Origin of the sequence: Micromonospora taraxaci (assembly GCF_007830095.1) — a bacterium.
GTDB lineage: Bacteria > Actinomycetota > Actinomycetes > Mycobacteriales > Micromonosporaceae > Micromonospora > Micromonospora taraxaci.
This window is the reverse complement of sequence record NZ_VIWZ01000001.1, coordinates 5616306-5641939: the sequence shown is the minus strand read 5'-3', so window position 1 is coordinate 5641939 and position 25634 is coordinate 5616306. Positions and strand designations below refer to the sequence as shown.

General features: G+C 71.3%; 28 protein-coding genes. 17 read left to right on the top strand and 11 right to left on the bottom strand.

Going from position 1 to position 25634, the window contains the following annotated elements:
- The first annotated feature begins 1 nt into the window (after nucleotide 1).
- Nucleotides 2-778 (top strand): DeoR/GlpR family DNA-binding transcription regulator, encoded by a 777-nt coding sequence (locus tag FHU34_RS25520; RefSeq protein WP_145784781.1) that lies wholly within the window; start codon nucleotides 2-4, stop codon nucleotides 776-778.
- Between the two features lie 155 nt (nucleotides 779-933).
- Here FHU34_RS25520 and FHU34_RS25515 read toward each other — a convergent pair whose 3' ends face one another.
- The 3 genes from FHU34_RS25515 to FHU34_RS25505 all read right to left on the bottom strand — a co-directional run bounded on the left by FHU34_RS25515 (nucleotide 934) and on the right by FHU34_RS25505 (nucleotide 2071).
- A complete protein-coding gene (locus tag FHU34_RS25515) occupies nucleotides 934-1455 on the bottom strand; it encodes a hypothetical protein (protein ID WP_145784780.1) in 522 nt (173 codons plus the stop codon).
- Between the two features lie 23 nt (nucleotides 1456-1478).
- Nucleotides 1479-1715, bottom strand: a complete 237-nt coding sequence (locus tag FHU34_RS25510) for a hypothetical protein (RefSeq protein WP_145785801.1) — start codon at nucleotides 1713-1715, stop codon at nucleotides 1479-1481.
- 98 nt (nucleotides 1716-1813) lie between these two features.
- Nucleotides 1814-2071 (bottom strand): DivIVA domain-containing protein, encoded by a 258-nt coding sequence (locus FHU34_RS25505; protein ID WP_145784779.1) that lies wholly within the window; start codon nucleotides 2069-2071, stop codon nucleotides 1814-1816.
- A 330-nt stretch (nucleotides 2072-2401) separates the two neighbouring features.
- On the opposite strand from FHU34_RS25505, the gene FHU34_RS25500 reads away from it, so the two are divergent.
- From FHU34_RS25500 to FHU34_RS25485, 4 genes are all read left to right on the top strand, one after another.
- Nucleotides 2402-3271 (top strand): helix-turn-helix domain-containing protein, encoded by an 870-nt coding sequence (locus tag FHU34_RS25500; RefSeq protein WP_145784778.1) that lies wholly within the window; start codon nucleotides 2402-2404, stop codon nucleotides 3269-3271.
- Nucleotides 3268-3489, top strand: coding sequence for a DUF397 domain-containing protein (locus tag FHU34_RS25495; protein WP_145784777.1), 222 nt, complete (start codon nucleotides 3268-3270; stop codon nucleotides 3487-3489). Before FHU34_RS25500 ends, FHU34_RS25495 begins: the two co-directional genes overlap by 4 nt.
- Before the next feature lie 123 nt (nucleotides 3490-3612).
- Nucleotides 3613-4689 carry a HEAT repeat domain-containing protein gene (locus FHU34_RS25490; RefSeq protein ID WP_167524902.1) on the top strand — a complete coding sequence of 359 codons (1077 nt, stop codon included), beginning with the start codon at nucleotides 3613-3615 and terminating at the stop codon, nucleotides 4687-4689.
- A gap of 270 nt (nucleotides 4690-4959) precedes the next feature.
- Nucleotides 4960-5910, top strand: coding sequence for a sporulation protein (locus FHU34_RS25485; RefSeq protein ID WP_145784775.1), 951 nt, complete (start codon nucleotides 4960-4962; stop codon nucleotides 5908-5910).
- Between the two features lie 68 nt (nucleotides 5911-5978).
- Here FHU34_RS25485 and FHU34_RS25480 read toward each other — a convergent pair whose 3' ends face one another.
- The gene (locus FHU34_RS25480) at nucleotides 5979-6356 is read right to left on the bottom strand and encodes a hypothetical protein (protein WP_145784774.1); all 378 of its coding nucleotides are present in this window, start codon (nucleotides 6354-6356) and stop codon (nucleotides 5979-5981) included.
- Nucleotides 6357-6534: 178 nt separating this feature from the next.
- Nucleotides 6535-8577, bottom strand: coding sequence for a glycerophosphodiester phosphodiesterase family protein (locus FHU34_RS25475; RefSeq protein ID WP_145784773.1), 2043 nt, complete (start codon nucleotides 8575-8577; stop codon nucleotides 6535-6537).
- Nucleotides 8578-8770: 193 nt separating this feature from the next.
- Here FHU34_RS25475 and FHU34_RS25470 point away from each other — a divergent pair, with 193 nt between their 5' ends.
- Nucleotides 8771-9190: a hypothetical protein gene (locus FHU34_RS25470; protein ID WP_145784772.1), complete on the top strand. Its 420-nt coding sequence runs from the start codon at nucleotides 8771-8773 to the stop codon at nucleotides 9188-9190.
- Between the two features lie 54 nt (nucleotides 9191-9244).
- On the opposite strand, the gene FHU34_RS25465 is transcribed toward FHU34_RS25470, so the two are convergent.
- Nucleotides 9245-11536: a HelD family protein gene (locus FHU34_RS25465; RefSeq protein WP_145784771.1), complete on the bottom strand. Its 2292-nt coding sequence runs from the start codon at nucleotides 11534-11536 to the stop codon at nucleotides 9245-9247.
- 146 nt (nucleotides 11537-11682) lie between these two features.
- Here FHU34_RS25465 and FHU34_RS25460 point away from each other — a divergent pair, with 146 nt between their 5' ends.
- On the top strand, nucleotides 11683-12318 hold the full coding sequence (locus FHU34_RS25460) for an SGNH/GDSL hydrolase family protein (RefSeq protein WP_145784770.1): 636 nt from the start codon (nucleotides 11683-11685) through the stop codon (nucleotides 12316-12318).
- A gap of 58 nt (nucleotides 12319-12376) precedes the next feature.
- On the opposite strand, the gene FHU34_RS25455 is transcribed toward FHU34_RS25460, so the two are convergent.
- Complete coding sequence (locus tag FHU34_RS25455) at nucleotides 12377-13540, bottom strand: LolA family protein (RefSeq protein WP_145784769.1); 1164 nt, start codon at nucleotides 13538-13540, stop codon at nucleotides 12377-12379.
- A 95-nt stretch (nucleotides 13541-13635) separates the two neighbouring features.
- Between FHU34_RS25455 and FHU34_RS25450 the strand changes: the two genes are divergently transcribed.
- Nucleotides 13636-14292: a response regulator transcription factor gene (locus FHU34_RS25450; protein ID WP_145784768.1), complete on the top strand. Its 657-nt coding sequence runs from the start codon at nucleotides 13636-13638 to the stop codon at nucleotides 14290-14292.
- A 74-nt stretch (nucleotides 14293-14366) separates the two neighbouring features.
- A complete protein-coding gene (locus FHU34_RS25445; protein WP_145785800.1) occupies nucleotides 14367-15755 on the top strand; it encodes an ATP-binding protein in 1389 nt (462 codons plus the stop codon).
- A gap of 411 nt (nucleotides 15756-16166) precedes the next feature.
- Here the strand turns inward: FHU34_RS25445 and FHU34_RS25440 are convergent, their stop codons facing one another.
- Both FHU34_RS25440 and FHU34_RS25435 read right to left on the bottom strand, forming a co-directional pair.
- Complete coding sequence (locus FHU34_RS25440; protein ID WP_145784767.1) at nucleotides 16167-17741, bottom strand: tetratricopeptide repeat protein; 1575 nt, start codon at nucleotides 17739-17741, stop codon at nucleotides 16167-16169.
- Nucleotides 17742-17798: 57 nt separating this feature from the next.
- On the bottom strand, nucleotides 17799-18260 hold the full coding sequence (locus tag FHU34_RS25435; RefSeq protein ID WP_145784766.1) for a MarR family winged helix-turn-helix transcriptional regulator: 462 nt from the start codon (nucleotides 18258-18260) through the stop codon (nucleotides 17799-17801).
- Nucleotides 18261-18309: 49 nt separating this feature from the next.
- Between FHU34_RS25435 and FHU34_RS25430 the strand changes: the two genes are divergently transcribed.
- A complete protein-coding gene (locus FHU34_RS25430) occupies nucleotides 18310-18831 on the top strand; it encodes a VOC family protein (RefSeq protein ID WP_145784765.1) in 522 nt (173 codons plus the stop codon).
- Nucleotides 18832-18855: 24 nt separating this feature from the next.
- Nucleotides 18856-19737 carry a hypothetical protein gene (locus FHU34_RS25425; RefSeq protein ID WP_145784764.1) on the top strand — a complete coding sequence of 294 codons (882 nt, stop codon included), beginning with the start codon at nucleotides 18856-18858 and terminating at the stop codon, nucleotides 19735-19737.
- A gap of 75 nt (nucleotides 19738-19812) precedes the next feature.
- Here FHU34_RS25425 and FHU34_RS25420 read toward each other — a convergent pair whose 3' ends face one another.
- Nucleotides 19813-19992, bottom strand: coding sequence for a DUF4236 domain-containing protein (locus tag FHU34_RS25420; protein ID WP_088990736.1), 180 nt, complete (start codon nucleotides 19990-19992; stop codon nucleotides 19813-19815).
- Nucleotides 19993-20240: 248 nt separating this feature from the next.
- Between FHU34_RS25420 and FHU34_RS34305 the strand changes: the two genes are divergently transcribed.
- The 6 genes from FHU34_RS34305 to FHU34_RS25395 all read left to right on the top strand — a co-directional run bounded on the left by FHU34_RS34305 (nucleotide 20241) and on the right by FHU34_RS25395 (nucleotide 25163).
- Nucleotides 20241-20318, top strand: a complete 78-nt coding sequence (locus tag FHU34_RS34305) for a putative leader peptide (RefSeq protein WP_349881247.1) — start codon at nucleotides 20241-20243, stop codon at nucleotides 20316-20318.
- Between the two features lie 131 nt (nucleotides 20319-20449).
- Nucleotides 20450-21481, top strand: a complete 1032-nt coding sequence (locus FHU34_RS25415) for an ABC transporter substrate-binding protein (RefSeq protein WP_145784763.1) — start codon at nucleotides 20450-20452, stop codon at nucleotides 21479-21481.
- The gene (locus FHU34_RS25410; protein WP_145784762.1) at nucleotides 21478-22323 is read left to right on the top strand and encodes an ABC transporter ATP-binding protein; all 846 of its coding nucleotides are present in this window, start codon (nucleotides 21478-21480) and stop codon (nucleotides 22321-22323) included. Before FHU34_RS25415 ends, FHU34_RS25410 begins: the two co-directional genes overlap by 4 nt.
- Nucleotides 22316-23170, top strand: a complete 855-nt coding sequence (locus FHU34_RS25405; RefSeq protein WP_145784761.1) for an ABC transporter permease — start codon at nucleotides 22316-22318, stop codon at nucleotides 23168-23170. Before FHU34_RS25410 ends, FHU34_RS25405 begins: the two co-directional genes overlap by 8 nt.
- Nucleotides 23171-23181: 11 nt before the next feature.
- Nucleotides 23182-24516 carry an LLM class flavin-dependent oxidoreductase gene (locus FHU34_RS25400; protein WP_208745076.1) on the top strand — a complete coding sequence of 445 codons (1335 nt, stop codon included), beginning with the start codon at nucleotides 23182-23184 and terminating at the stop codon, nucleotides 24514-24516.
- Nucleotides 24513-25163 carry a malonic semialdehyde reductase gene (locus FHU34_RS25395; RefSeq protein WP_145784760.1) on the top strand — a complete coding sequence of 217 codons (651 nt, stop codon included), beginning with the start codon at nucleotides 24513-24515 and terminating at the stop codon, nucleotides 25161-25163. Before FHU34_RS25400 ends, FHU34_RS25395 begins: the two co-directional genes overlap by 4 nt.
- Before the next feature lie 8 nt (nucleotides 25164-25171).
- Here the strand turns inward: FHU34_RS25395 and FHU34_RS25390 are convergent, their stop codons facing one another.
- A complete protein-coding gene (locus tag FHU34_RS25390) occupies nucleotides 25172-25627 on the bottom strand; it encodes an RrF2 family transcriptional regulator (protein WP_145784759.1) in 456 nt (151 codons plus the stop codon).
- Between the last annotated feature and the right edge of the window lie 7 nt (nucleotides 25628-25634).

Here is a 25634-nt window from a genome sequence, read left to right as displayed (position 1 = left end):
GTTGCTCGCCCAGCAGCGGCAGACCGCCATCCTCGATCTGATCCGCCAACGCGGTGGTGTGCGGGTGAGTCAGCTCGTCAGCCGGTTCGGCGTTTCCGACATGACCATCCGACGCGACCTCGAGGTGCTGGCCGAGCGCGGCCTGGTGGACAAGGTGCACGGCGGCGCGACGCTCGCCGGGCCGGGTTCCGCCGAGGAGCCCGGCTTCGCGGCCAAGTCGATCCGGCAGCAGGCGGAGAAGCGTGCCATCGCCGAGCGGGCCGCGCGGATGGTGGAGCCGGGGATGGCCATCGCGCTCTCCGCCGGCACCACCACCGCCGCGCTGGCGACGCTGCTCTCCGACGTACGCGGACTGACCGTGGTGACCAACTCGATCCCGGTGGCCGACGCGCTCTACCAGAACCCGCGCGCCGATCAGACAGTCGTGTTGACCGGCGGCATCCGCACCCCGTCGGACGCGTTGACCGGGCCGGTCGCCGAGGCGGCGATCAGCGCGCTCAACGTCGACCTGCTCTTCCTCGGCGTGCACGGCCTCAGCCCGCGCACCGGGTTCACCACCCCGAACCTGCTGGAGGCCGGGGTCAACCGATGCCTGATCGGTGCCGCCCGCAGGCTCGTGGTGCTCGCCGACCACACCAAGTGGGAGACCATCGGGATCGCCACCATCGCCCCACTCGAAGCCGCCGATGTCCTGATCGCCGACGCCGGGCTGCCGGCCGAGGCCCGCACCACGATCGGCGAACAGGTCGGCGAACTGGTCGTCGTGGAGGTCGATTAGCCGCCCGACGTTGGGGCCTTGATCGACTCGGTCCGGCCTGAGCCACGCACGGTTGATCGACTCCATGTCGCCGATGTGGCGGTATCCCGCGCGACGGATACCGCCACATCGGCGATCTGGCGCGCGACCGGCGGCGACCTCGCTGAAGGCGTGGCTCAGAGCATGAACAGCAGTGTCTGGTGTTCCACGTCCAGGAACACCACCCGTCCGCCAGACGACGGGAGCGTCTCGTCGTAGGCCTGGCTGTGCAGCCACCGGGACTCGGCCGGGAGGAACGGTACGAGGCCCGGCCAGGCGTCCGCAGGCGTGCGCGAGTGCAGCAACTCAGCCGGCTTGTCGGCGGAGAACGGCACGAACTCGAACTGCTCGGCCAACGTGCGTGCGTCCTGCGGGCGCAGGACGGCAACGCCCTGGTACTCCCAGTCGGTCGGGCCCGGAACCAGGGAACACGGGTTGCCCAGGGCGCGCGCCTGCCAGTGGATCTCCGAATACTCACCGATATGCGGGAGGTCCTCCGGCGACCCCCAGCGGCTGACGCGGACCTTCGCCTCGTCGGCCTGTCGTTGCTCCTGGCATCCGCGCGTCTCGACCACCACTGCCGTGACGCAGCCGACCACCGCCAGCAGCACGACCACCGCACCGAGCACGGCCGCGCGTCGCCGTCTCCCCGTCTTCATCGTCCACGAGGGTAGATGTTGATCTAGGGATCGTCGACAGGCGAGCAGGCGTCGTCGTGGTCGGCCCGCCGCGCGCACCGGCGGCGGTCGGGCATGACCCGGTCGCAGAACACCCAATGTCGTACGTGCTGCGCGTCCTCGGCCGAGACGGTGCTGCCGCCGACGTCGACCTGCGGCATCGAGGCCAGCGCGCGAGCAAGCGTCCGGGCCAGGCTCAAGGCCCCGGCCAGGTCGGCGACCACCACCGGCAGATGAATCACGTACCGGGGCGTCGGCTCCGCCGTTTCGGTGTACGCCTCGACGGCAAAACGTGGCAGCGGCGTGAAGAGCCCGCTGTACTGGTGCTCCCAACCCGGGCTCATGCCTGACGCCGCTCGGACCAGGCGCTCTGCCAGTCGCGCAGCGCCCGCTTGATCCGCGCGTTCTCCTCGCTGAGCCGGGCGACATCGTGGTGCAGCGTCGCCAGTTCCAACGCGACGCGGTGCAGGAACCGCCGTACCTCCCGGGGGTCGAGACCCCGGCGGCCGAAGCCGACGGTGGAGAACTGCCGGTCGCGCACCTGACTCGGGTGCAGTCGCGCCAGCCGCGTGCCGTCGTAGAGCGTGCCTCGGGTCATTCGTCACCTCGCGCGTCGTGAATCGGCGGGCGGGTCAGGGTCGCGGGAGCGCCCTTTCCCGTGGTAGTTATTCGTCAAGTCGGTTCGGAGCCGGGATGGATCCCGACGCTCCAGTTGAGACCCGACGAGAGCCGGTATGCGACTGCCACTCGCGAAGCCGTCTCTCGTCACCTTCTCGGCTGTTGGCACAGCCGCGGTTGCCGTGTTAGCACCGGTTTCCCCGGGGGCCGGCGATCACCCTCACCCGCAGGCCACGTTTCCAGTGGCTTCGGCATTGGTGCAACGACACCAACAAAGTTCGTCATGAGGGTTCGCGAGGAGAGGGAAACTATGCCCGCCAGACGTGAGGCGATCGTTCAGACACTGCGCGCACAGTGGCTCGGTCAGCAGATGCGACAGCTGCGAGAGCGACGCGGCATCACCCTCAAGCAGGCAGCGGAGTTCTTGGAGCGCGACTTCTCGTCCATCGCTCGGTGGGAGCGCGCCGAATGGCCGTTTCGGCGTGGAGTCGTGGTGTCCCTCCTCGATCTGTACGGCGAGCACGACGGGCGTGAGCGGAACCGCTTCATCCAGCTCGCCGAGGACGCCTGGCGGACCGACCGGTGGGACGACGACTATGACGAGTTGGTGGATGCCTCTTTCATCGACTTTCCCTGGCTGGAGACGCGAGCTGAGCAGATTTCTTCCTGGGATGCCTTTCTCATGCCGGGCCTGTTGCAGACGCCTGGCTATGCAGAGGCAGTGATCCGCAACGCCGAGGGGGAGCAGGCGACAGATTTCTCAGTCGCCAAGTGGCTGCAACTGAGGCTTGATCGCCAACGTGTGCTGAGCCGAGAGCCTGCCGTCCGTGTTGCCGCGATCATCGACGAAAGCGTTCTTCGCCGACCGGTGGGCCGTCCTGCCGTGATGCGCGCGCAACTCCAACACCTGGGTGGCCTGATCCAAAGACCCAACATCGACCTTCGCGTGTTGCGGTCGAAGGTTGGCCTGCACGCCGGCCTGGATGGCTCCTTCGTCCTCTTCCGGATGCCCAAGCCTTATCCGGAGGTCGCCTATGCCGAGACTCTGGGCGGGCGCCGCTTCATGGAATCTCCGAAGTCGAAACGCTACGCCCTTGCGTACCATCGGCTCCGAGATGTTGCGCTCGACCAGCGCGAAACGGCCGTGCTGATCTCCAAGATCACGGAGGAACTGCCATGAGCGAGGCTTTGCCGGCGGTGGCCTGGCACATCAGCACGCGAAGCAACAGCAACGGCGGTAGCTGCGTCGAGGCGGGGCCAGTGCTGGATGGGTCTGGTCGGGTGGCGGTACGCGACAGCAAGGATCGCGCGGCGGCCACACTCGTCTACAGCGCCGATCGATGGACCGCGTTCGTCGTCGGGGTGAAGGACGGCGCATTCGCCCGCACCCACCCCTGATCGACTCGGCTTCCTGGAAACCGGGGTGTCCTGGTCGCTCGGACACCGCGGTTTCCAGGAACCCGAGTTGATCACGGCGAAAACGGCCCAGCCGTCGATCACCTGGTGTGGCACCATCCGGCGGTGAAGTCGCACGAGGTGGCGGAGTTGTTCGACCAGGCGGTGCAGCGGCTGCGTGGCGTCGTCGAGTCGGGCGACTCCGACGACGGCGCCACCCCGGCCTGCGCCGCGCCGCCGTCGGGCGACTCCGACGACGGGTCCGACCTGATTCGCCGCGCCGCCGACTCGGGCGCGGAGGCCGTCGGGCTGGCTGTCGGCAAACTCTCGGATCCCGACCGTGTGGTTCGCGCGGCGGCCTGCGACCTGCTTGGCGCGACGAGCAGCCTGCACATGGACGTACGCGAAGAGGTCGCGACCGCCCTGATCCGGTTGGCGGCGCATGAGTCCGACCCCGAGGTGCACTGGTCGATCGCGCGCGCACTCGGCGACACCTTCGACGCCCGAGCCCTGCCGACCCTGGTGGCCCTCGCGGGCAGCCCGGACTCTGACGTGCGTTTCCAGGTCGCGGTGGCGGTGCCGGCGGTGCTCGACGATCCGCCGGTGGCGGCCGGCGAGGCGGTGTTGATCGACCTGTGCACCGACTCCGATCCGCAGGTCCGGGAGTGGGCCACGTTCGGCCTGGGTTTCGTGAGCACCGCCGATGGGGGAGCCGTCCGGCAGGCGCTGTGGGACCGTACCCAGGACACCCGCCCGGCGGTACGCGCGGAGGGCGCGCGGGGTTTGGCGCGGCGGCGGGACCCCCGGGCTCTTCCCCTGGTACGCGACCTGCTCGTCCAGGACGAGGTCCACACGCTCACCTTCCGGGCCGCCGCGTACCTGGGCGACCCGTCGCTGTTGCCACTGCTGGACGGCTTCGATCCCGGCGTGGACGCTGTCGCCGAGGCGCTGCGCGAGTGCGACCCACTGCTGCGCGCCCAGCGTGACGAGTCGGCGTGGTTGCTTCTGGAGGCCGTGCACAGGCGTCGACCCGACCTGGAGGTCGCGGTCTTCGGTGAGCGGTGCGACCTCGGCCTCTACCTCGACGTCACCGACGGAGCGGACCTGTCCGGCCACTGGTGGGTCGACGGGTTGCTCAGGCGAGCCGGGAACGACCCCGAGCGTGCGGCCGACCTGGTGATCGCGGACGTCACCCCGGCGTGAGCCGTGCCCGACGATGATCCACTCCATTTCGCCGATGTGGCGGTGTCCCGTGCGACGGATACCGCCACATCGGCGATCCGGCGCGCGAGGCCCCGCGCGGCGGAAGGCCCCGCGCGGCGCGGGGCTCAGCGCTGGCGCGGGGCTCAGCGCTGGCGCGCGAGGCCCGCCCCGCGCACTTCACAGCCATCTCACAGGGGTTCTGGATAGGGTGCGCGGTGAGTGAACGTCCGACTCCATCCTGGATCGGTCGGCTGTCGCACAGGAGTTCCGATGGTCTTCAAGAAGATGTTGAGCGCGTTCGGCGTGGGCGGTCCCAGCGTGGACACCGTGCTGACCAACCCCAACACCCGGCCCGGCCTGACCCTCGACGGGCAGGTCAACCTCGTCGGTGGCGATGCCGAGGCAGCCATCGAGCAGGTGGTGATCGGCCTGGTCACCCGGGTCGAGGTCGAAGGACACGACGCCGAGTACGCGGGCACCATGGAGTTCCACCGGATGGTGGTCAGCGGCCCGCTCCAGCTCGCCCCGAAGCAGCAGCTGTCGATCCCGTTCCAGCTGCCGATTCCGTGGGAGACCCCGATCACCGACGTGTACGGGCAGCGCCTGCACGGCATGACGATGGGTCTGCGGACCGAGCTGGCCATCGCCCGCGCTGTCGACAAGGGCGACCTGGACCACGTGGCGGTGCACCCGCTGCCGGTGCACGAGCGGATCCTGGAGGCGTTTCAGCGCCTCGGTTTCCGGTTCAAGAGCGCCGACCTGGAGCGCGGTCACATTCGGGGCGTGCAGCAGACGCTGCCGTTCTACCAGGAGATCGAGTTCTTCGCCTCCCCCCAGTACGCGAACACGATCCGTGAGGTCGAGCTGACCTTCGTGACCAGCCAGTACGGCGTCGAGGTCATCCTGGAGTGCGACAAGCGTGGCGGCTTCCTCAGCGCCGGACACGACGCGTTCGGCCGTTACCAGGTGTCGCACGCCGACGTCGACCGGGTCGACTGGGCGCAGGTCGTCGACGGTTGGCTGCGCGAGACCACGTCCCGCTACGGCAGCCTCCGCTCGCAGTACGGCCCGAGTCACGGTCACGGCCACGGCCGGGGCGGCATGGGCATGGGCGGCATGGTGGCCGGCGCGGCCCTCGGCGTCGCGGGCGGCATGATCGCCGGCGAGATGATCGAGGACGCGTTCGAGGGCGACTTCGGCGACTTCGGCGGCGACGAGTAGTCGGTCCACATACGACGACAGTGGCCTCCGGGAGAGTCTCCCGGAGGCCACTGTGAGCTGCGGACCGGTTAGTGCCGGGCCTTACGCTCCTCGCTGCTGCGGTGATTGCTGCCGGCCTTGGCCAGGCCTCGGCTACCGAGGTAGCCCAGCGTCAGCAGGGTGATCAGGAACCAGGCGTTGTCAGCCCGGAAGATGTCCACGCCAGCCGAGTTCTGCCCGACGACCTGCGACGCGCCCAGTACGGCGGCCACCGCGATCAGGTAGATCCAGAACTCGGTGGTCTTGAACGCCTGCTTGGTCTCCGTACCGGGTGCCTGCATGTCGTTGCGGCGCCCGTCATGCATCACCGGCATCTGCTGGGTCTGCATGTCCCGCATCTGAGCGGGATTCTGCGGGTCGTTCATGGGCCGGTTCATCGGCCGGGTGGAAGCAGCCTGCGTGCTCATCTGGTCCTCCTCAGGATGCGATGAGTCGTACCTGCATTCCCTCGCCCCGCTACCGCGTTTCGGCCACGGCACGGTTCGCTTTCGTGGCGGGGACAACCCCCGACTACCCGAGGCCCGGGAGCAGGTAACACCGATCGCCGGCCGGAAAAATCCGGCCGGCGATCGGGTGTCGAGCGGGTCAGCGCAGGCCGTTGCGGATGGCCACGCTCACCAACAGGTCCGGGTCGTCGGTGATGATGCCGTCGACGCCGAGGTCGATGACCCGCTGCATCACCGTGGCGTCATCCACGGTGTACGGGATCACCTTCAGGTCGTCCCGCGTCTGAAGGGTCCGGACGTCCGGTCCGTGGAAGTATGCCGGGTTCTCCCGCAGGTACCAGTCCGCCGAGGCGACGGTGCCCTGCTTCGGGTCGTGCACCTGCCAGTTGGCCGACACCGTGCCGGCGCCGGCGGCCCGGGTCAGCTTGCCCAGGTCCTGGTACTTCCACCAGTCCAGCCCACCGGTCCACGGGCTCTTCACCGACGGGTCGCCGTACGCGGCCTGCAACGAGCACTCGTCGGCGACTGTCGCGCACTCGGCCGGCCCGTACTGCCAGACCAGCGCGACAGTGCCGATCCGCCGGTCGAGCTGGCGGGCGTAGGTGATGGTGCGCCAGTCGAACGACTGGATGGTGGCCCGGTTGGTGAAGCCGGCGCGCTGGATCGCGTCGACCAGCTTGCGGGTGAAGCTGCGGTACGGCTCGGTGTCGTCCACCACCGGGCTGATCTTCGTCTCGATGTTCATCCCGATGTCACTGCGGCCACTGGCCTTCACCAGGGCGAAAACCTCGTCCAAGGTCGGGATCCGGGCACCCGGTGCGGGCACCTGCGCGGGCAGTTCCGGCAGCGTCTTCGTGCCGCAGTCGACGGTCTTGAGCTGGGCGAGGGTCAGTTCGTGCACCGGCTTGCCCACGTACGGGAACATGCGGTCACCGCGGCGCACCGGCTTGGTGTCGACGCAGTGCGACCCGTTGACAGTGCGGTCGTGCAGCACCACGAGCTTGCCGTCGGCGGTCACACCGGTGTCCAGTTCCAGCGTCGAGATGGCCCGGTTGGACAGCGCGTTCGCGAACGCCGGCAGGGTGTTCTCCGGCCGGGTGGCCCGACCGCCCCGGTGCGCCTGGATGTCGAACGGCGACGCGTACGCCTTCGGCAGCCGGTAGCCGCGCTGCGCCAGCAGGCCGCGCAGCCGGTCCGGGTAGTCGGTGATGATGCCGTCCACGCCGTCGTCGATGAGCTTGGCCATGGTCGGCACGTCGTCGACGGTCCACGGGATCACCTTGATCCCGTAGCGGTGCGCCTGGGCGACCATCTCCTTGGTGACGTACGGCTGGTAGCCGGGGTCGGTCACCGTGCCGTTCTGCGGCATGCCGTGCACGGGCGAGAAGGCGCTGGCGCCGAAGCTACGGATCGCCGTGATCGGGTCGCCGCCGAAGTCGTCGATGTCCAGCCCGCCCAGCCACGGCGAGGCACCGGGCTTGCCGGTCTGGAGGAAGTCGTAGTTGGTCAGGGCGACCAGCGGCAGCTTCGGCTCGACCTGACGCATGCGCATCAGCGCGCCCCAGTCGAAGCTCTGAATGGTGACCTGCTTGAGCAGCCCGGCGGCGCGGATCTCGGCCGCGGTGACCCGGACGAACTGCTCGCGGGGCGCGGTCTCGGTGGGCGCTCCGGCCTCGACCTTGGTCTCGACGTTGAGCTTCACGTCCTTCGCCCGGTAGCGGTTGACCAGCGCGAAGACCTCACGCAGCAACGGCATCCGGGCGCCCGGGGCGGCGACCTGCCCCGGCTTGTCCGCGAGGGTCTTCGACCCGCAGTCCAACGTGCGCACCTGGGCGAGGGTGAGCGTGTTGATGTACTTCCCGACGTACGGGAACTCCGCGTCGCCGGCCGTCACCGCTGTGGTGTCGACGCACTTGGCGCCGCTGATCTTCCGGTCGTGGGTGACGACGGCCTGACCGTCCTCGGTGATCTGCACGTCCAGTTCGAGGGTGGTCACCCCGAGCTGGAGGGCGTTGCCGAAGGAGGCGAGGGTGTTCTCCACCCGCAGCCCGAGGCCGCCCCGGTGGGCCTGCACGTCGAATGTCCGGTCCGGTCGCGGCTTCGCCTGGGCGGGCACCGCGAGCCCGGTCGTCACCGTCGCGGCCACCAGGGCCGCGACGGCGGTACGGCGTACTGTGCGCACGCTGTCATCCCCTCCTGCCGGCGGGCATCTCCCACCGGTCGCCGGACAGCATGGACATCTCGCGCGGCGGGAAGGCGGCCAGTGGACGGCGTACCGGTGAACCGCCGTGGACGACCCTTGCCGGTCGCGCCGGGTTTGGCCGGCCGGTGGCCGGGCACGCAGTCAGTTCCACAGCTTCTGCGAGGTGATGGACGTGCGTGAGGACGACATGCGGCAGAACGCCGCCCGCGAGGCCGAGGACCGGATCGCCGGCGGTGTGTACGGCAAGGGCGCCCTCGACGAGGTGACAGTGCCCCGCACCGATGTGGAGAGCCAGATCCAGCGCGACGACCCACTCGACCCGGCGCAGGAACGGATCGACCCGCAGGTGCTGCGCGACGGCGGCCCGGTCGGCGGTCAGGGCGCGGTGACCACCACCGGTGGCACCGCCGGGCCGGCGAGCGTACGCCGGGTGGCCCGCCAGCCCGAGCGGCACCCGGGCAAGGTGGCCCCGACGACCACCGGCGATGCCACCACAGGTGGCCTGAGCACGCCGAGGGGCGGCGGCACCAGCGACCAGTCCACGTCGGCGACCGGCCCGGCGAAGTCCATCCAGGACCGGTCCCCGGACTGACCGGTCGGGCTGCCCCCGTCGACGGACCCGTCGACGGGGGCAGCGCGTACCCGGTCAGTTGGGGCGAAGGACGCCCAGGCGTTGGGTGGCGCGGGTCAGGGCCACGTACAGGTCGCTGCGGCCCCGGGGTGACTCGGCCACCATCCTGTCCGGGTCGACGACCAGCACCGAGTCGAACTCCAGCCCCTTGGCCTGCGCGACGGTCAACACCACCACCCGGCTCTCCAACTCCGGATGCTCGCCGACGGCGGCCTCCGGCAGGGCGGCGGTGACGGCCGAGCCCAACTCGCCCACCCGTCCGGCCGGCACGAGCACGCCGAGCCGACCGTCGGTCAGCCCGGCGGCCTCGCGGGTGGCTTCGGCGACCAGTTCGGCCGCCAACTGCTCGTCGGGCACCGTCCGGTCCCACGGGGGTACGCCGCTCTCGCGCACCGAGCGCGGCGGACGCAGCGCCGGGTCGATCTCGGCCAACACGTCGGCGGCGACCGCCATGATCTCGGCGGGCGTGCGGTAGCTGACGGTCAACTCGGTCAACCGCCACCGCTGCGCGACGTACGGGGCGAGGGCGTCCGCCCAGGAGGGCGTACCGCTGAGCGCGCCGGTCTGCGCGACGTCGCCGACGATCGTCATCGACCGGCTGGGGCAGCGTCGCATCAGCAACCGCCAGGCCATCGGCGACAGCTCCTGCGCCTCGTCCACGATCACGTGGCCGAACGCCCAGGTCCGGTCGGCGGCGGCCCGCTGCGCGGTGGTCAGACGGTCGGCCTCCTCCTGCCGCTCCAGCAGCCGGTCGGCGTCGATCAGGTCGGTCACGCCGAGGATCTCACCGCCCTCGGCCTCGTCCTCGACGTCGATCGACCGGGAACCCCGGGCGATCTCCAGCACACCCTCGGCGTACTCCCGTTCCATCATGCGGATGCGGTCCCGCCGGGCGGCGGCGGCCCGTTCGTCCTCGCCGAGCAGCTCGGCGGCCTCGTCCAGCAGCGGTACGTCGGCCGGCGTCCAGCCACCCGGCTCGCGCCGCAGCAGCGCGCGCTCGTCGTCGGTCAGCATCGGCGCGGCGGCGGCGATCCGGTCCGGGTCGGCGTACAAATCGGCGAGCAGCCGCTGCGGGGTCAGCACCGGCCACAGCCGGTCGAGCGCGGCCTGGATCTCCGACTCCTCCCGCAGCTCCCGCCGGATCTCGGCCCGGTCCGCCTCGTCGAGGAGGTTGTCCCCGCCCAACGGGTCGGCGCCGATCCGTTCAGCCACCTGCTCGGCGAGCGCGTGCACGATCTCCACGTCGAACAGCGCACGGGCCAGGTTGTGCGGCCGGTCGGTCCGGCGTACCCGGTCCCGGGCGGTACGCACCGTCTCCGGGTCCAGGGTCAGCGTCTCCCGCTCGACCTCGATCTCCAGCGGCTCGTCCGGCACCCACTGCCGGTCCCGCACGGCCAGCGCCAGCACCTCGGCCAGCACCGCCCGGCCCTTCAGCGCGGCCGTCTCGGCGGGCTCGGCGCGTTGGGCGCTCACACCCGGAAAGAGATCACCCTGGGTACGCAGCAGCACGCCCGTCTCGGCCAGCGTCGGCAGCACCTGGGAGATGTAGCGCAGGAAGGTCGCGTTCGGGCCGACCAGCAGCACACCCCGGCTGGAGAGTTCCCGGCGGTGCGTGTAGAGCAGGTACGCCGCCCGGTGCAGCGCGACGGCGGTCTTGCCGGTGCCCGGCCCACCCTGGACGACCATCACGCCGGGCAGTTCCGCGCGGATGATCTCGTCCTGTTCGGCCTGGATGGTCTCGACGATGTCGCGCATCCGGCCGGTGCGACCCGCGTTGAGCGCGGCGAGCAGTGAAGCCTCACCGGTCAGCTCCTCGTGGCCACCGGGGGAGGCGGTATCGATGTCGAGCACCTCGTCGTTGATCCCGGTCACCTTGCGCTGCCGGGTGCGCAGGTGCCGGCGTCGGCGTACGCCCTGCGGGTTGGCGGCGGTGGCGAGGTAGAACGGGCGGGCGGCGGGTGCCCGCCAGTCCATCAGCAGCGGGTCGTAGTCGCCACTGGTGTCGAAAATGCCGATCCTGCCGATGTAGTGGCGGGAGTCGTCGTCACCGTCGAGACGGCCGAAGCACAGCCCGTTCTCCACGGCGGAGAACTGTTCGACCTGATCGGCGTACATCGCTACCGAGCTGTCGCGCTGCGAGCGGTCCTGGAGGGTCCCGCCGGTGTTGCGCAGCTCGGCGGTGAGCCGGTCGGCGGCCTGCTCACGCAACCCGTCCAGCCGGTCGTAGAGCATCGAGACGTACTCCTGCTCGCGACCGATCTCGTCGTCGAGCGGCAATTCGCCGGAACCGCCGGAGTGCCTTGACAAGCCGTCTCCCTAAAGATTAGAATCCTTTGCAGGAACGGCTTTTAGCCGTTCTTTTTTGTGCCCTCGAACTGTTGAAGATAGCGCGTCCCGCCGGTTCTCACCAAGCCGGTCGGGCTGGCGCGCCGGCGATCGCGAGGTGGCGGCGGATGATCCTGCGGACCGGTCAACGGGTGGTCTTCATCGGCGACAGCATCACCGATTGTGGTCGACGCGACAACGCCGCGCCCTATGGAAGCGGCTATGTCAGCCTCGTGCGTGCCCTGGTCGACGCACGGCACCCCGAGCTGCGGCTGGAATGGGTCAACCGGGGTGTGAACGGCGACACCGTACGGGACCTGGCCGCCCGCTGGGATGACGACGCCATCGCCGAACGCCCCGACTGGCTCGCGGTGCTGATCGGCATCAACGACATCTGGCGGCGCTACACCGACCGGCCGGACCAGGCCGTCGCCATCGACGAGTACGAAGGCACCCTGCGCGACCTGCTGCGTCGGGCGGTTGCCGCCACCGGCTGCCGGTTGGTCCTCGGCGACCCGTTCCTCATCGAGGCCGACCGCAACGACCCGCAGCGCGCCGACACCGACCGGTACGCGGCGGTGGTGGCCAGGCTGGCCGCCGAGTTCGACGCGGTGCACGTGGCCAACCAGGCGGCGTTCGACCGGGTGTTGGCGGTGAGCCCGGCGAAGCGCTGGGCCGACGACCGCGTACACCCTCACCTGCCCGGCCACGCGGTCCTCGCCGACGCCTACCTCGACGCCCTCGGCGCGACCACCGCCTCCTGACCCGGGCAGCGGAACGCCGGGCCGACCGTCAGGTCGACCCGGCGTTGACACCGCAGGATCAGCTGCGGGCGGCCTCGTACAGCCGCTCCGGAGTGACAGCGCCGGCGAGCACCCGGCCGTCGTCGGTGAGCAGCACGCTGAACAGCTTGCTGGTGAGGAGCCGGCCGCTGCCCCAGTCCCCGTTGACGGCTGTCAGCCCGCCGAGGAACTTCGAGACGTCCACGTCCGGCACCGAGCCAGCGGCCGGCGCCGCCGGCTTCGCCGGGGCCTTCCCATCCGCGAGTGACCCGTCGAGGCGGGCGACCAGCACTGTCGTCCAGCCGGAGCCCACCGCGCGGACCTTCGGGTCGCCCGCCGGGTCGGCGTGACCGGGCTTGCCGGCCGTCGGCGGTACGGCGTGACCCGGCTTGCCGGCGGTCGGCGCCTCGGCCTTCTCCTCGGTGACCGTCACGCCGGGCGGCGGGTTGAAGGTGAACTGGTCGGCGTCCGGGCGACGGTAGTCGACCTCGGTGAAGGCCACCTCGAACGCCGGCCGGTCACTGCCCTTCGCGAGCACCTCGAAGCGCAGCGGCACGTGCCGCTTGGCGTCGATGGCGATCCGCAACTGGTGCACCAGTGATGCCCGGTCCCGCGGTTGGAGCACCAACTCGTACGCGTTTTGGCCGGCGACGGTGGCCGACCGGCCGACGCTGACCTCGGTGCTCGGGTCGACCGCTCCCAACGCCAGGTCGGCGGCCTGCTGCGGGGTTGCCGGGAGGTTGGCTGCCGCCTCGGGAGCCGGTTTCCCGGCCCCGACGTCCCCGCCCAGGGTGCGGTGGGTGGCGGTGTTGGTGCGGCTCTGCCAGGTCCACAGGTCCCGGCCGTTGCGGATCACGTCCTGTTCGCCCAGGGTGTCCAGCAGTGCGACCCGCTGCTGATCCGGGCCGGAGTACCAGACCCGCAGGGTGTGCGTGCCGGTCAGCATGGTGGTCAGCTCGTTGCCGGGGACCAGACCGACGAGGGGCGGCAGGCCGAGGTCGGCGCGCTGCACGACGGTCCCGGACAATCCCTCCAGCCGGGAGGTCTGCAGGTCGACCAGGAGTTGGGCCGCGGTGCGTGGTGGCAGGCTCGGCTCGGCTTCGGCGGCGAACGTACCGACCGCCGCGCCACCGCCGATGACGGCGACGGCTGCGGTGGCCGGGACCAGCCAACGAAGGACGGGACGGCTCCTCAGGACGGACATGGTGACACCTCCTGCGTACATCCTGCCCTCTTGGTCCTGTGAGCGTGCTGAGGAAGCCGGACCGTCACGATTGACCCGGGTGGCACTCTTGGGTGGTGCGCTTGCTGGTGGTGGAGGACGAGGCCCGGTTGGCGGCCGCCCTGCAACGTGGCCTGCAGGCCGAGGGGTTCGCGGTGGACGTGGCGGGGACCGGCCCGGCCGGCCTGGACGCGGCCCGGCACGGCGGCTACGACGCGATGATCCTCGACGTGATGTTGCCCGGCCTTTCCGGCTACGAGCTGGTCCGACGGCTGCGGGCGGAGCAGCACTGGTTGCCGGTGCTGATGCTCTCCGCCAAGGACGGTGAGTACGACCAGGCCGACGGCCTCGACTGCGGCGCCGACGACTACCTGACCAAACCCTTCTCGTACGTGGTGCTGCTGGCCCGGCTGCGGGCGCTGCTGCGTCGGGGCGCGCCGGAACGTCCGACGGTGCTGGCCGTCGGTGACCTGCGACTGGACCCGGCCCGTCGACAGGTGACCCGGGCCGACGCCGAAGTGGCCCTGACCGGGCGGGAGTTCGCGCTGCTGGACTACCTGATGCGCCGACCCGGCCAGGTCGTGTCCAAGACCGAGTTGCTGGACCACGTCTGGGACGCGAGCGTGGAGACCGCGCCGAACGCCGTCGAGGTGTACATCGGCTACCTGCGCCGCAAGCTCGGCCGCGATCGGCTGGAGACGATCCGGGGTGCCGGCTACCGGCTGGCGACGTGACCGCGGACGGCCCGGCGGGTGGCCGCCGGGCGGGGAACCGCTGGATGCCGGTGCTCGGTCTGCGGGGCCGTCTCATGGCGCTCGGAGTGCTCGGCCTCACGGTCGGGCTCGCCCTGGGCGGGGTGGTGCTGCTCGGCGCGCTCGGCTTCGTGCTCCAGCGAACTGTCGACACCGAGGCGTTCCGGACCGCCGACGCGGTTGCCCTGCTCGCCGCCGAGGACGCGCTACCCGACCCGCTGCCGGTGGCCGGCGGTCAGGTGCGTGTCCAGGTCGTCGACGCGCAGGGGCGCATCAGGGCCGCCTCGATCGACGCCGACCGGCTGGTGCCGATGGTGCGCCCGGAACGGCTGGACCACGACCGTCGGCAGCGACTGGAGGTGCCGGCGGAGCGGGTCGGGCTGGCCGGTCCGGTCCGGGTGGTCGCCGTACCCGTCGGCACCGCGGCGGACCCGCTCACCGTGCTGGTCGCCCGCTCGATGGCCGACGTGCGGCACAGCACCCACGTGGTCCGGACCATCCTGTTGGTGGCGTTCCCACTGCTGGTTGCGGTGCTGGCCGCGGTGGCCTGGCGGGTGGTCGGCGCGACTCTGCGGCCGGTCGAGGCGCTGCGCCGAGGCGCGGAGGAGATCACCGGACGGGCCGGCGCCGGCCGGTTGCCGGTGCCCGCCTCCGCCGACGAGATCCACCGGTTGGCGGTCACCCTCAACGGCATGCTGGACCGGCTGGAATCCGCCCGGATCCGTCAGCGGGCGTTCGTCTCCGACGCCGCACACGAGCTGCGCAGTCCGTTGACCAACATCCGGACCGAGTTGGAGGTGGCCGAGCGCCTCGCCGACCGGACGGACTGGACGGCGGTGACCGCCAACCTGCTCGCCGACACCGACCGGTTGAGCCGGCTGGTCGACGACCTCCTGCTGCTGGCCCGCCTGGACGAAGCGCCTCCGAGCCGAGGGGTCGGCCCGGTGGAGCTGGGCGTGCTGCTGGCCGAGGTCGCCGCTCGCTATCCGTCGCCACCGGTCCGGGTGGAGTCGCCGCCCGGCCCGCTGTGGACGACCGGCAACGCCGACGAGCTGCGTCGTGTGCTGGCCAACCTGGTCGACAACGCGGTCCGGCACGCGGACAGCGCTGTCGTGCTCGCGACCGAGGCGACCTCGACGGCGGGGCCGGTGGTCGGGCCGGGCGTCGGGGCGTACCACCTGGTGACGGTGACCGACGACGGGCCGGGGATCCCGGTCGCGGACCGGGAGCGGGTCTTCGATCGGTTCACCCGCCTGGACGACGGACGGGCCCGCGACGACGGGGGCGCTGGCCTGGGGCTGGCCATCGTCCGGGAGTTGGTGCGACGTGCGGGCGGCAGCATCGCCCTGACCGACGGGCCCGAGCAGCGTGGGCTGCGGGTGCGCCTGTTGCTGCCGGCGATAGCCACCGAGAACAGCCGTGGGCCACATTCGGACGGGCCGTGACGACATTGACAGTCCGTGACGGCGGCGGCCCCCCCATCCACCCACCGACGACCCTTTGCTGTGCACCCACGGATGCGACAGCTACGTAGTGTGATGCTCGCTGCGCGTGTGCCGCAATGCCCGTCGCGACGTTTCACCTGATCAGGCCTGGTGGTGCGTATTGGTAAGCACAGCAAAGGCGGGTTGAGGCGTGCGATGGGGTGCGCTGGATGCTACTGGGTGTGACCGCGTGTTCGTCGGCAGGCGCGCCACGCTGAGTGAGGGCGGCAGGGTGTGGTCGCAGGGCGCAGCTGGCAGGGCGTCGCTGGCAGGGCCGGCTGGTGGCGGCTCGGCGGCCGGGTCGGAGGCGGCCGGGTCGGCGGCGGGCGGGCGGCGGCGGGCGGTCGGCGGCCGCCGGTAAGTGCGGCGGGGTCAGCGGCGGCGGGTGCAGACCTGCTCGGAGCTCGCGACGGTATCGGTGGACCAAACGACCGCCACGGTGAAGCAGTAGTCGTTGGTGCGGTTGAGCGCGTAGATCACGTAGTTGGTGGTGCCGGCGGGCAGGGTCGCGAAGACGTTGCGGTCCTGGCCGGTGCGGCCACCCGCGATGACCACCGGGCCTTCGCTGCCGGCGGGGTACGTCCAGTTCAGGACGATGCTGTCCCGGCTGTCGCGCAACGTCACAGTGCCGGGTGGACTGCCGATCGGTGCCGCGGCGGCGCCTGACGTGGGCGGGGTGACGGTCGGGGCGGGTGCGGTGCTGGCCGGTGGAGCGGCGGTGGGGGAGCCGGTGGCCGGCGGCGGGCTCGGCTCGTCGTCGCCACCGACCCGGGCCACCCCGGCGATCACCGCAGCCGCGCCGAGCAGCACCACGACCACGCCGGCCACCAACACCGGCACCAGCCGGTTGCGCTGCGTCGACGGCGCGCGGTGCACCGGCACCGGGAGCAGCCGGGACGGCGTGTACGGCTCCAGTGGCGCGTACGGGTCGGCTGGCGCGGGCGGTCGGCGCAGCCGGTACACCCCGGACTGCTCCTCGGTGCCGCCGGCCAGCCCGACCACCGACGGGGGCACCGGGGCGTCCGTGGGGTACGGCGTGGGCTCGTTCGCCGGCTCCGGTGGCCACTCCGCCGACCCGAAGGGTTCGTCAGCTGGTGTTCGGGGGTTCGGCACGGCCCCGCCGGCCGCCACCGTCGCGGCGTGGTGTGGCGGAGGCGTTGGCGGATGACCGGACTCGGCCGGGCCGTCGTCGTGGGGTGGGACGCGGGCGGCCGGCACGATCGGAGTGTCCCGGGCGGTCGGTGGGTTGTCGGTGCACACGTGGTCGGGATTGGCCGCAGCGCGGGCCAGGGCCGCCACCTGCGCCGCCAGCGGGTCATCGGCCGGGAGGTGCTGCCGGCACAGCTCGCGGGCCAGCGCCAGGTTGTCGTGTGCCTCGGTGAACTGCCCGCAGTCACGCTGCATCGCCCCGAGCCGCGCCAGCATCTTGATGCCGCTGGGATGCCCGTCGCCGTACACCTCGCGGTGCAGTTCCCAGGCGTCCTGGAGCCGGTCACGGGCCACCGTGCACTGGCCGCGCGCGTACTCCACGGTGGCCAGGTCGGCGTGCGCGGCGAGCACCCGCAGGGATTCGGGGCCGTCCTGTGCGGTCAGCTCGATGATGACTTCCTGGTAGAGCCGGGCAGCTCGGGAGTGGCTGCCGACCCGGTGCAGCACGGCCGCCAGGGTCGCCGCGGCGGCCACCGTGCGCGGGTCGGAGCGGCCGTGCAGCCGGGTCGTGGCCGCGTACGCGAAGGCGGCCCAGCCCCGGGCGGCGTGCGGCTCACCGAGGGCGACCAACACCCGCGCCTGGAGGCTGGCGGCCTCGGCCAGCTCGGTGGTGGCGTTGGCCGGGCGGGGGTCGGCGTCGGTGAGCGCGTCGGAGAGGAGCTGCTGCGCGCCGGCCAGATCGCCAGCCGACACGAGGTCGTGCGCCTGATCAGTCAGTTCACCGAAGCCGGAAGACACGCCCCATCGTGCTCATCCGACGACGGTAAGTACAAGACCCGCGCCGGTGTCGATTGGTCAGGATCCGGTCAGGTGCTCGGCCAATGTCTCGCTGATTCGCCGCAGTTGGTCCACCTGGGCGGGGCTCAACGCGTCGAACAGGTGTCGGCGTACCCCCTCGACGTGGCCAGGGGCGGCGGCCGCGAGGGTGGCGAAACCCTCGTCGGTGAGCATCGCGATCTGCCCGCGCCGGTCGGTGGGGCAGTCCTCCCGGCGCACCCAGCCGGCGGTCTCCAGTCGGGCCACGGCGTGCGAGAGCCGGCTGCGTGACGACCCGGCGGCCTGGGCCAGCTCGCTCATCCGTAGTTGCCGACCGGGCGCTTCGGAGAGTCGGACCAGGATCTCGTAGTAGGCGTGCGGCATGCCCGCGTCACGTTGCAGCTCTCGGTCGAGAGTGTCCATCAGCGCCCGCGACGCGGTGAGGTACGCGCGCCACGTGCGCTGCTCGTCGGGGTCCAGCCAGCGCGTCATGACCGCCATCATACCCCCGATAGTTGAACGCTCAACAAAACCGCGCTAGCATCGGGTCATGGGTATTCACCGGCTCAACCACGCGGTCCTCTACGTCAGTGACCTCGCCCGCAGCGTCGCGTTCTACCGCGACGTGCTGGGCTTCCGTGCGGTGGCGATGACCCCGGACGGCTTCCGCGGCGCCACCTTCCTCCAGGCGCCCGACTCCACCAACGACCACGACCTCGGCCTGTTCGAGATCGGGGCCGGCGCCGGGCGGTCCACCGCCGGCCGGTCCACCGTCGGCCTCTACCACCTCGCCTGGGAGGTGGACACCCTCGACGAGCTGGCCGCCACCGCCGAGCGGCTCGCCGCCGCCGGCGCACTGGTCGGCACATCCGACCACGGCACCACCAAGAGCCTCTACGGCAAGGACCCGGACGGTCTGGAGTTCGAGATCGTCTGGCTGATCCCCGCCGACCTGCTCGACGACAGCGCCCTCGCTGCCCGCAAGCAGATCACCCGGCTCGACCTGGACGCCGAGCGGCAGCGCTACGGCGGGCAGACCAAGGGTGGGGTGGGGATCTCCGTCCCGGCGTGATCGGTCGTGAGGTAGAACGGACCGATGTCGACCGACCGCACCACTGACTTCCTCCGCGAGCTGCTGGTCCGCCAGCTGACGACCTGGCTGCCCGCGGCCCTGCACCGCTCCCGGCGGGCGACCGTCGCGATCGCGGGCACGGACGCGGGCAGCGCGGAGGCGGCGCTGCGGCTGGTCGCCGCGCACGGTGACCAGGTGCGCGGCCGACAGGTGACAGTGCTGGTGCTGGCCGACAGCGCGGCCCTGCCGGCCCGACTCGGCCCGATCGAGGCGGAGTTGCCCGCCGAGGTCACCGTGCACCTGCTCACCGGTGACCCTTACCGGCTTCCGGTCGCGGTGAAGGCCGCCGGGGCGGCCGGGGCCCCGCTGTTTTCGTTCGTGGAGCTGCCCGGCGCGGTGACGCCGAAGCTCCTCGCCGCCGCGGCCAACGGCCGGGCCGGGGAGCTGCTGCTGCACACCGGTGACAGCGCTCGCGACGCGCTCGTCTCCGCCGGCTTCCCCCTGGTCGCCGAGGTGGCACCGGTGCTGCCCGACGGCGAAGCCGCCGGTGTGATCGCGTTCGGCAGCCGCTCCGACCGGAGCCTGGAGGCCGTCCGCGACGCGCTCTGGGCGGTCGGCGCGGATCTCGACGTGCGCTACCGCGACCCGCAGGACCCGATGGGCGTCACTGTCGGTGTGGTCGGCGATCCCGAACTCGAACCGCTGGCCCGCGAGCTGTTGGAAGAGCTGCGCCGGGGCGGTTCACGGCCGGTCACCGAGCTGCGGCGGCACACGCTCACCGCCACCGTCTACCGTGCCGCCGACGCCAACCGGGCACTCACGGGTCTGCTCGACGCGGGCGACGTACGCCGTGACCGCGAGGCGGGCAGGCTGGCCGGCGACGAGATCATCACGCTGGCGCGCTGAGCGCGACGCCAGCCCGGTCCAGACGCCGAGCGGGGTGCCGGTGAATCACCGGCACCCCGCTCGACTCCCGGGATGCTACGACCGGGCCTTGTCCTGCTTCCACGACAGCGGACCCGGCAGGTCGACCCGGTGCGCCCGCGCCTTGGAGTTCCAGGACCAGCGCCCGATCTTGATGCTCCACGAGGAGAAGCCGTTCTCGGTGAAGTTCAGGATGATCGGTCCGTACTTCTTGCGCTTGCGAAACATGAGGCCCATCGGAGGTCTCCCCTCGTCACCGTTCCCTGCCGTGTCGAGATTGAACATTCCCGGACCGGCGACCTTTGAAACCCTCTCGCTGTCCGTCCTGGACAGTGCCGGCCACACACTCGCAATCCCTATCCAACAGATAGGTGTTTCGGTGCGGTAAACGCTGTTGAAGGCGCTTCGCAACATCGGCGGCGATCCAAGTCTCATCTTCTGGAAGGGCGTTGACCGCTCGGTCTCGGCCCCGGCAGCATGAGGTCATGTCGCAGCGGGATGAGCTTCTCCTCACCGCTCGTGTGCACGTCGACCTGGTCCGGCACGCGAGCGCGCTCTGTTGAGCTGACCGGTCCATCCGGCTCGGTTCCAGCGCCGCACTCCCACCGCCCGCCCGCTCAACGCGGAGCAGCGTGCCTTCGCGCCCTCATCCGGGCGTCCTCGTTGCCATCGTGGACAGATCAGGAGACTCCTCATGTCCCCACCCCGTCGCGCGATCCTGCGCGCCCTCGCCACCGTCACCACGCTGACCCTGCTCACCGGCGCGACCGGCTGCGGTGGTGACGCCACGGCCGGCGGCAAGCAGACCACGGAGCTGCGCTACCAGGGCTCCGTCGGTCAGGTCACGCTGCCCGAACTCGCCGCCGACCTCGGCTACCTCGGCGACGTCACGCTCAACTGGATCGGCAACGTCACCGGCGGCCCGCAGGACATCCAGGCCACCGCCACCGGACAGAGCGACTTCGGCGGCGCGTTCAACGGCGCCATCGTCAAACTCGCCGCCGCCAACGCGCCGATCACCGCCGTGGTCAGCTACTACGGTTCCGACGCGCAGACCTTCCAGGGCTACTACGTGCTGGACGACAGCCCGATCCGCAATCCTCGCGACCTGATCGGCAGGAAGGTCGGCATGAACACCCTCGGCGCGCACGCCGAGGCCGTGCTCAAGACCTGGCTGGCCCGGGGTGGCCTGAGCCCCGCCGAGGTCAAGCAGGTCGAGTTGGTCGCCCTGCCCCCGGTCAACACCGAACAATCGCTGCGGCAGAAGCAGATCGACGTCGCGGTGCTCGGCGGGGTGATCCGGGACAAGGCGGTGGCCGGCGGCGGCATCCGCACCATCTTCACCGACTACGCGCTGCTCGGCGCGTTCAGCGGCGGCACATACGTCTTCCGCGACGACTTCGTCAAACGCAACCCGGAGACCGTCAAGGCGTTCGTCACCGGTGTCGGCAAGGCCATCGAGTGGGCCCGCACCCAACCCCGGGAGACGGTGGTCGCCCGGATGCGGGACATCATCGGCAAGCGGGGCCGCAACGAGGACCCGTCGCTCGTCGCGTACTGGAAGAGCAGCGGCGTCGCCGGCCGGGGTGGCGTGATCAGCGAGCAGGAGTTCGGCACCTGGATCGACTGGCTCGCCGCCGAGGGCGAGCTCAGGGGCGACCGGCCCAAGCCCGCCGACATCTACACCAACCGGTTCAACCCCTTCGTGGACGGGGGCGGCGCGTGACCACCGACAAGATCCTTTTCGACCGCGTGAGCAAGACCTTCGGAGTCCGCGCCACCCGGCGTGGCGGCGCCGGCGCGGTCACCGCGCTGGACCAGGTGACCCTCGGGGTACGCCCCGGCGAGTTCCTGGTCGTCGTCGGCCCCAGCGGCTGCGGCAAGTCCACCCTGCTCGACCTGCTGGGCGGGCTCACCCAGCCCACCTCGGGGCAGGTCCTCGTCGACGGTCGGCCCGTCACCGGCCCCGGGCTGGACCGGGGCATCGTCTTCCAGCAGTACGCGTTGCTGCCCTGGCGTACCGCAGCCGGCAACGTCGCGTTCGGACTGGAGGCCAAGGGCGTGCCCCGGGCCGAGCGGCAGGCCCTGATCGAACACCACCTGGACCTGGTCGGCCTGCGCGGCTTCGCCGACCGCTACCCGCACGAGTTGTCCGGCGGGATGAAACAGCGGGTCGCCATCGCCCGCAGCCTCGCGTACGACCCGGACGTGCTGTTGATGGACGAGCCGTTCGCCGCCCTGGACGCGCAGACCCGTGACTCGTTGCAGGACGAGTTGGTGCGGATCTGGGCCCGCACCGGCAAGACCGTCGTCTTCATCACCCACGGCATCGACGAGGCTGTCTACCTCGGTCAGCGGGTGGCGGTGCTGACCTCCCGACCGGGACGGCTCAAACAGGTCATCGACATCGACCTCGGTGACCGGGACGCGGTCGAGGACGTCCGCTCCACCGACGCGTTCCGGCACCACCGGCACCAGATCTGGACCCTGCTGCGCGACGAGGTGCGGGCCGCCCAGGCGGCCGAGGGCACCGGCGTACGCCACACCGAGGAGGCCCGCGTTGGTTGACATCGCCGAACGTCCCGCCCGACTGGTGAGCGCGGCCCCCGTACCCGACCATGTCGTTCCTGGGCGGGCGGGCCGGTTGCTCGGCGTCGGCGCGAAGGTGCTGCACCGCAGCGTCGCGATCGCCGCGCTCGCCGCGATCTGGGAGGGGGCACCCCGGCTGGGGCTGGTGGACCGGGTCTTCCTGCCCCCGCTGTCCGAGGTGCTGGTGGCCTGGTGGGAGTTGCTGCGCAGCGGGCAGCTCGCCGAGCACGTCGGGGCGAGCCTCACCCGGTCCCTGGCCGGGCTCGGCCTGGCGGTGCTCACCGCCATCCCGCTCGGGCTGCTGATCGGCTGGTACCGGCCGCTCGCGGAGCTGCTCAGCCCGCTGCTGGAGGTGTTCCGCAACACCGCCGCCTTGGCCCTGCTGCCGGTGTTCGTGCTCATCCTCGGGCTGGGGGAGACCTCGAAGATCGCCCTGGTGCTGTACGCGTGCTCCTGGCCGATCCTGCTGAACACCATCGCCGGGGTGAAGGGCGTCGACCCGCTGCTGATCCGGTCGGCCCGCTCGATGGGGCTGAACCACCTGCGGTTGTTCCAGAAGGTGATCCTGCCGGCGGCGGTGCCGACCATCTTCACCGGCGTACGACTGGCCGGGGCGTACTCGATCCTCGTGCTCGTCGCGGCCGAGATGGTCGGCGCGAAGGCCGGCCTGGGCTACCTCATCAACTACGCGCAGTACAACTTCGCCATCGCCGACATGTACTCCGGGATCATCACGATCTCCGCGATCGGCCTGGTCGTCAACCAACTCCTCGTCGCCCTCGAACGTCGCTTCTCCACGTGGCGCGTCGACGTCTCCGCCGGATAGGACGGACACCAATGACCCGTACCCTGCACCTCAACGCGTTTCTGATGGGCGTCGGCCACCACGAGGCCGCCTGGCGGCACCCCCGCACCGATCCACGGCGGGTCACCGACGTGCGGCACTTCCAGGAGCTGGCCCGCATCGCCGAACGCGGCACCCTCGACTCGCTGTTCCTCGCCGACGGGTTGTCGGTCGGGCCGAACCCCCGACACAACATCCAGGCCGTCTTCGAACCGTTGACGCTGCTCGCGTCGCTCGCCGCGGTGACCGAGCACGTCGGTCTCATCGCCACGGTCTCCACCACCTACAACGAGCCGTTCCACACCGCCCGCAAGTTCGCGTCGCTGGACCATCTCAGCGGCGGCCGGGTCGGCTGGAACATCGTCACCTCAGCCCAGGAACGGGAGGCGGTCAACTTCAACCGGGACACCCACCCCGCGCACGCCGACCGGTACCGGCGGGCCGCCGAGTTCGTCGACGTCGCGATCAAGCTCTGGGACAGCTGGGAGGACGACGCTCTGGTCTTCGACACCACGGCCGGGGTGTTCGCCGACACCGACCGGGTGCACGAGGTGGCCCATCGAGGGCCGGAGTTCCAGGTCCGCGGCCCGCTGAACATCCCCCGCGGGCCGCAGGGTCGACCGCTGCTGGTGCAGGCCGGCTCGTCACCGGACGGCATCGCCTTCGCCGCCCGCTACGCCGAGGCGGTCTTCACCGCCCAGCAGACCCTCGCCGACGGGCAGGGCTTCTACGCGGAGCTGCGCCGGCAGGTCACCGCCGCTGGCCGGAACCCGGACCTGGTGAAGGTCCTGCCCGGCATCGCACCGGTCATCGGCGGCACCGAGGCCGAGGCGCGGGCGCTGGCCGCCGAGTTGGAGGAGCTGATCGTCCCCGACTACGCCCTCGCCCAGCTCTCCGGGATCCTCGGCGTCGACCTCACCGGCCTGCCGTTGGACGGGCCGCTGCCGGAGCTGCCCGACACCGACAGTGTGCAGGCCCACCAGAGCCGCTACCAGCTCGTCACCGACCTGGCCCGCCGGGAGCGGCTCACCATCCGCCAGCTGATCGGCCGGCTCGGCGGCGGCCGGGGCCACCGGGTGGTCGCCGGCACCCCCGAGCAGATCGCCGACCAGATCGAGCTGTGGTTCACCAAGGGCGCCGCCGACGGGTTCAACATCATGCCGCCGCACCTGCCCGGCGGGCTCGCCGACTTCGTCGACCACGTGGTGCCGGTGCTGCGCGCCCGCGGCCTGTTCCGCACCGAGTACACCGGCCGGACGCTGCGCGAGCACTACGGCCTGCCCCGGCCGGTCAGCGCGTACGCGGCGTCGACACTGGTGTCGGCATGACCACCGTGGAGCATCCCGGGACAGGCGTGGCCGAGCCGCGAGCGCTGCGCGCGCCGGACCTGCTCGCGTTGGACCGGGCCGCCCAGGATCTGCTGTTCCGGGAGGCCCGAACAGCAGACACGTTCACCGACGAGCCGGTCACCGACGCGCAGGTCGCGGCGATCCACGACCTCATCCGGTACGGGCCGACCGCGTACAACGGTCAGCCGCTGCGCGTGCTGCTGCTGCGCTCGCCGGAGTCCCGGGCCCGGCTGCTGCCGTACCTGTCCAGCGGCAACCGGGCCAAGACGGCCAGCGCCCCGCTGACCGCGATCCTCGCCGCCGACGTGGACTTCCACCAGCGGCTGTCGGAGCTCTATCCGTACCGCCCGCAGGCCCGGGACTGGCTCGCGGACCGGGCGGCGCGCGTCGAGCAGGCCCGATTCAACGCGACCCTGCAGATCGGCTACCTGATCGTCGGGGTCCGCGCGGCGGGGCTGGCCGCCGGCCCGATGGCCGGGTTCGATGCCACCGGTGTGACAGGGGAGTTCTTTCCCGACGGGCGGCACGAGGCGATGCTGATCATGAACGTGGGCCGTTCCGGCCCGGACCCGTCAGGTGACCGGCTGCCCCGGCTCAGCACCCCGGAGGTGGTACGGACGTTGTGACGCGACGGTCAACGAGGCTCCCACGCGTCGGGCATCGCGGTGAGCTTGCGGACGTGGGCGGGCAGTCGACCGCTGACGATCTCGGCGAGGCTCACCTCGTCGACGACCCGCCGCACGGCGGCACGCACCGCCACCCACAGGCCGGGCAGGTTCTCCGCCGAGCCCTCGTAGCGGGTCTCCTCGGGGCGCAGCCCGCGTACCCCGGCCAACGGCCCCTCCACCGCGCGCAGCACCGCGCCGACGGTCACCTCGCGCGGCGGACGGGCCAGGGTGTAGCCGCCCTCGGCGCCGCGCTGGGCACGCACGATGCCGGCCCGGCGCAGGTCCGCCAGGACCGCCTCCAGGAACTTGCGGGGCATGTCCTGCTCCGCCGCGATGGCCTGGGTGGACAGCAGCGAGGGGTACGCGGTGGCGAGGCTCAGCGCTGCCCGTACCGCGTAGTCGCCGCGCGCGGAGATCTGCACAGTGCCA

Bases quoted from the DNA above. Each gene is read 5' to 3' on its own strand.
- FHU34_RS25515 (WP_145784780.1), bottom strand. From the start codon at position 1,455: ATGAAGACGGGGAGACGGCGACGCGCGGCCGTGCTCGGTGCGGTGGTC.
- FHU34_RS25505 (WP_145784779.1), bottom strand. From the start codon at position 2,071: ATGACCCGAGGCACGCTCTACGACGGCACGCGGCTGGCGCGACTGCAC.
- FHU34_RS25500 (WP_145784778.1), top strand. From the start codon at position 2,402: ATGCCCGCCAGACGTGAGGCGATCGTTCAGACACTGCGCGCACAGTGG.
- FHU34_RS25495 (WP_145784777.1), top strand. From the start codon at position 3,268: ATGAGCGAGGCTTTGCCGGCGGTGGCCTGGCACATCAGCACGCGAAGC.
- FHU34_RS25485 (WP_145784775.1), top strand. From the start codon at position 4,960: ATGGTCTTCAAGAAGATGTTGAGCGCGTTCGGCGTGGGCGGTCCCAGC.
- FHU34_RS25480 (WP_145784774.1), bottom strand. From the start codon at position 6,356: ATGAGCACGCAGGCTGCTTCCACCCGGCCGATGAACCGGCCCATGAAC.
- FHU34_RS25460 (WP_145784770.1), top strand. From the start codon at position 11,683: ATGATCCTGCGGACCGGTCAACGGGTGGTCTTCATCGGCGACAGCATC.
- FHU34_RS25455 (WP_145784769.1), bottom strand. From the start codon at position 13,540: ATGTCCGTCCTGAGGAGCCGTCCCGTCCTTCGTTGGCTGGTCCCGGCC.
- FHU34_RS25445 (WP_145785800.1), top strand. From the start codon at position 14,367: ATGGCGCTCGGAGTGCTCGGCCTCACGGTCGGGCTCGCCCTGGGCGGG.
- FHU34_RS25435 (WP_145784766.1), bottom strand. From the start codon at position 18,260: ATGGCGGTCATGACGCGCTGGCTGGACCCCGACGAGCAGCGCACGTGG.
- FHU34_RS25430 (WP_145784765.1), top strand. From the start codon at position 18,310: ATGGGTATTCACCGGCTCAACCACGCGGTCCTCTACGTCAGTGACCTC.
- FHU34_RS25425 (WP_145784764.1), top strand. From the start codon at position 18,856: ATGTCGACCGACCGCACCACTGACTTCCTCCGCGAGCTGCTGGTCCGC.
- FHU34_RS25420 (WP_088990736.1), bottom strand. From the start codon at position 19,992: ATGGGCCTCATGTTTCGCAAGCGCAAGAAGTACGGACCGATCATCCTG.
- FHU34_RS34305 (WP_349881247.1), top strand. From the start codon at position 20,241: ATGTCGCAGCGGGATGAGCTTCTCCTCACCGCTCGTGTGCACGTCGAC.
- FHU34_RS25415 (WP_145784763.1), top strand. From the start codon at position 20,450: ATGTCCCCACCCCGTCGCGCGATCCTGCGCGCCCTCGCCACCGTCACC.
- FHU34_RS25400 (WP_208745076.1), top strand. From the start codon at position 23,182: ATGACCCGTACCCTGCACCTCAACGCGTTTCTGATGGGCGTCGGCCAC.
- FHU34_RS25395 (WP_145784760.1), top strand. From the start codon at position 24,513: ATGACCACCGTGGAGCATCCCGGGACAGGCGTGGCCGAGCCGCGAGCG.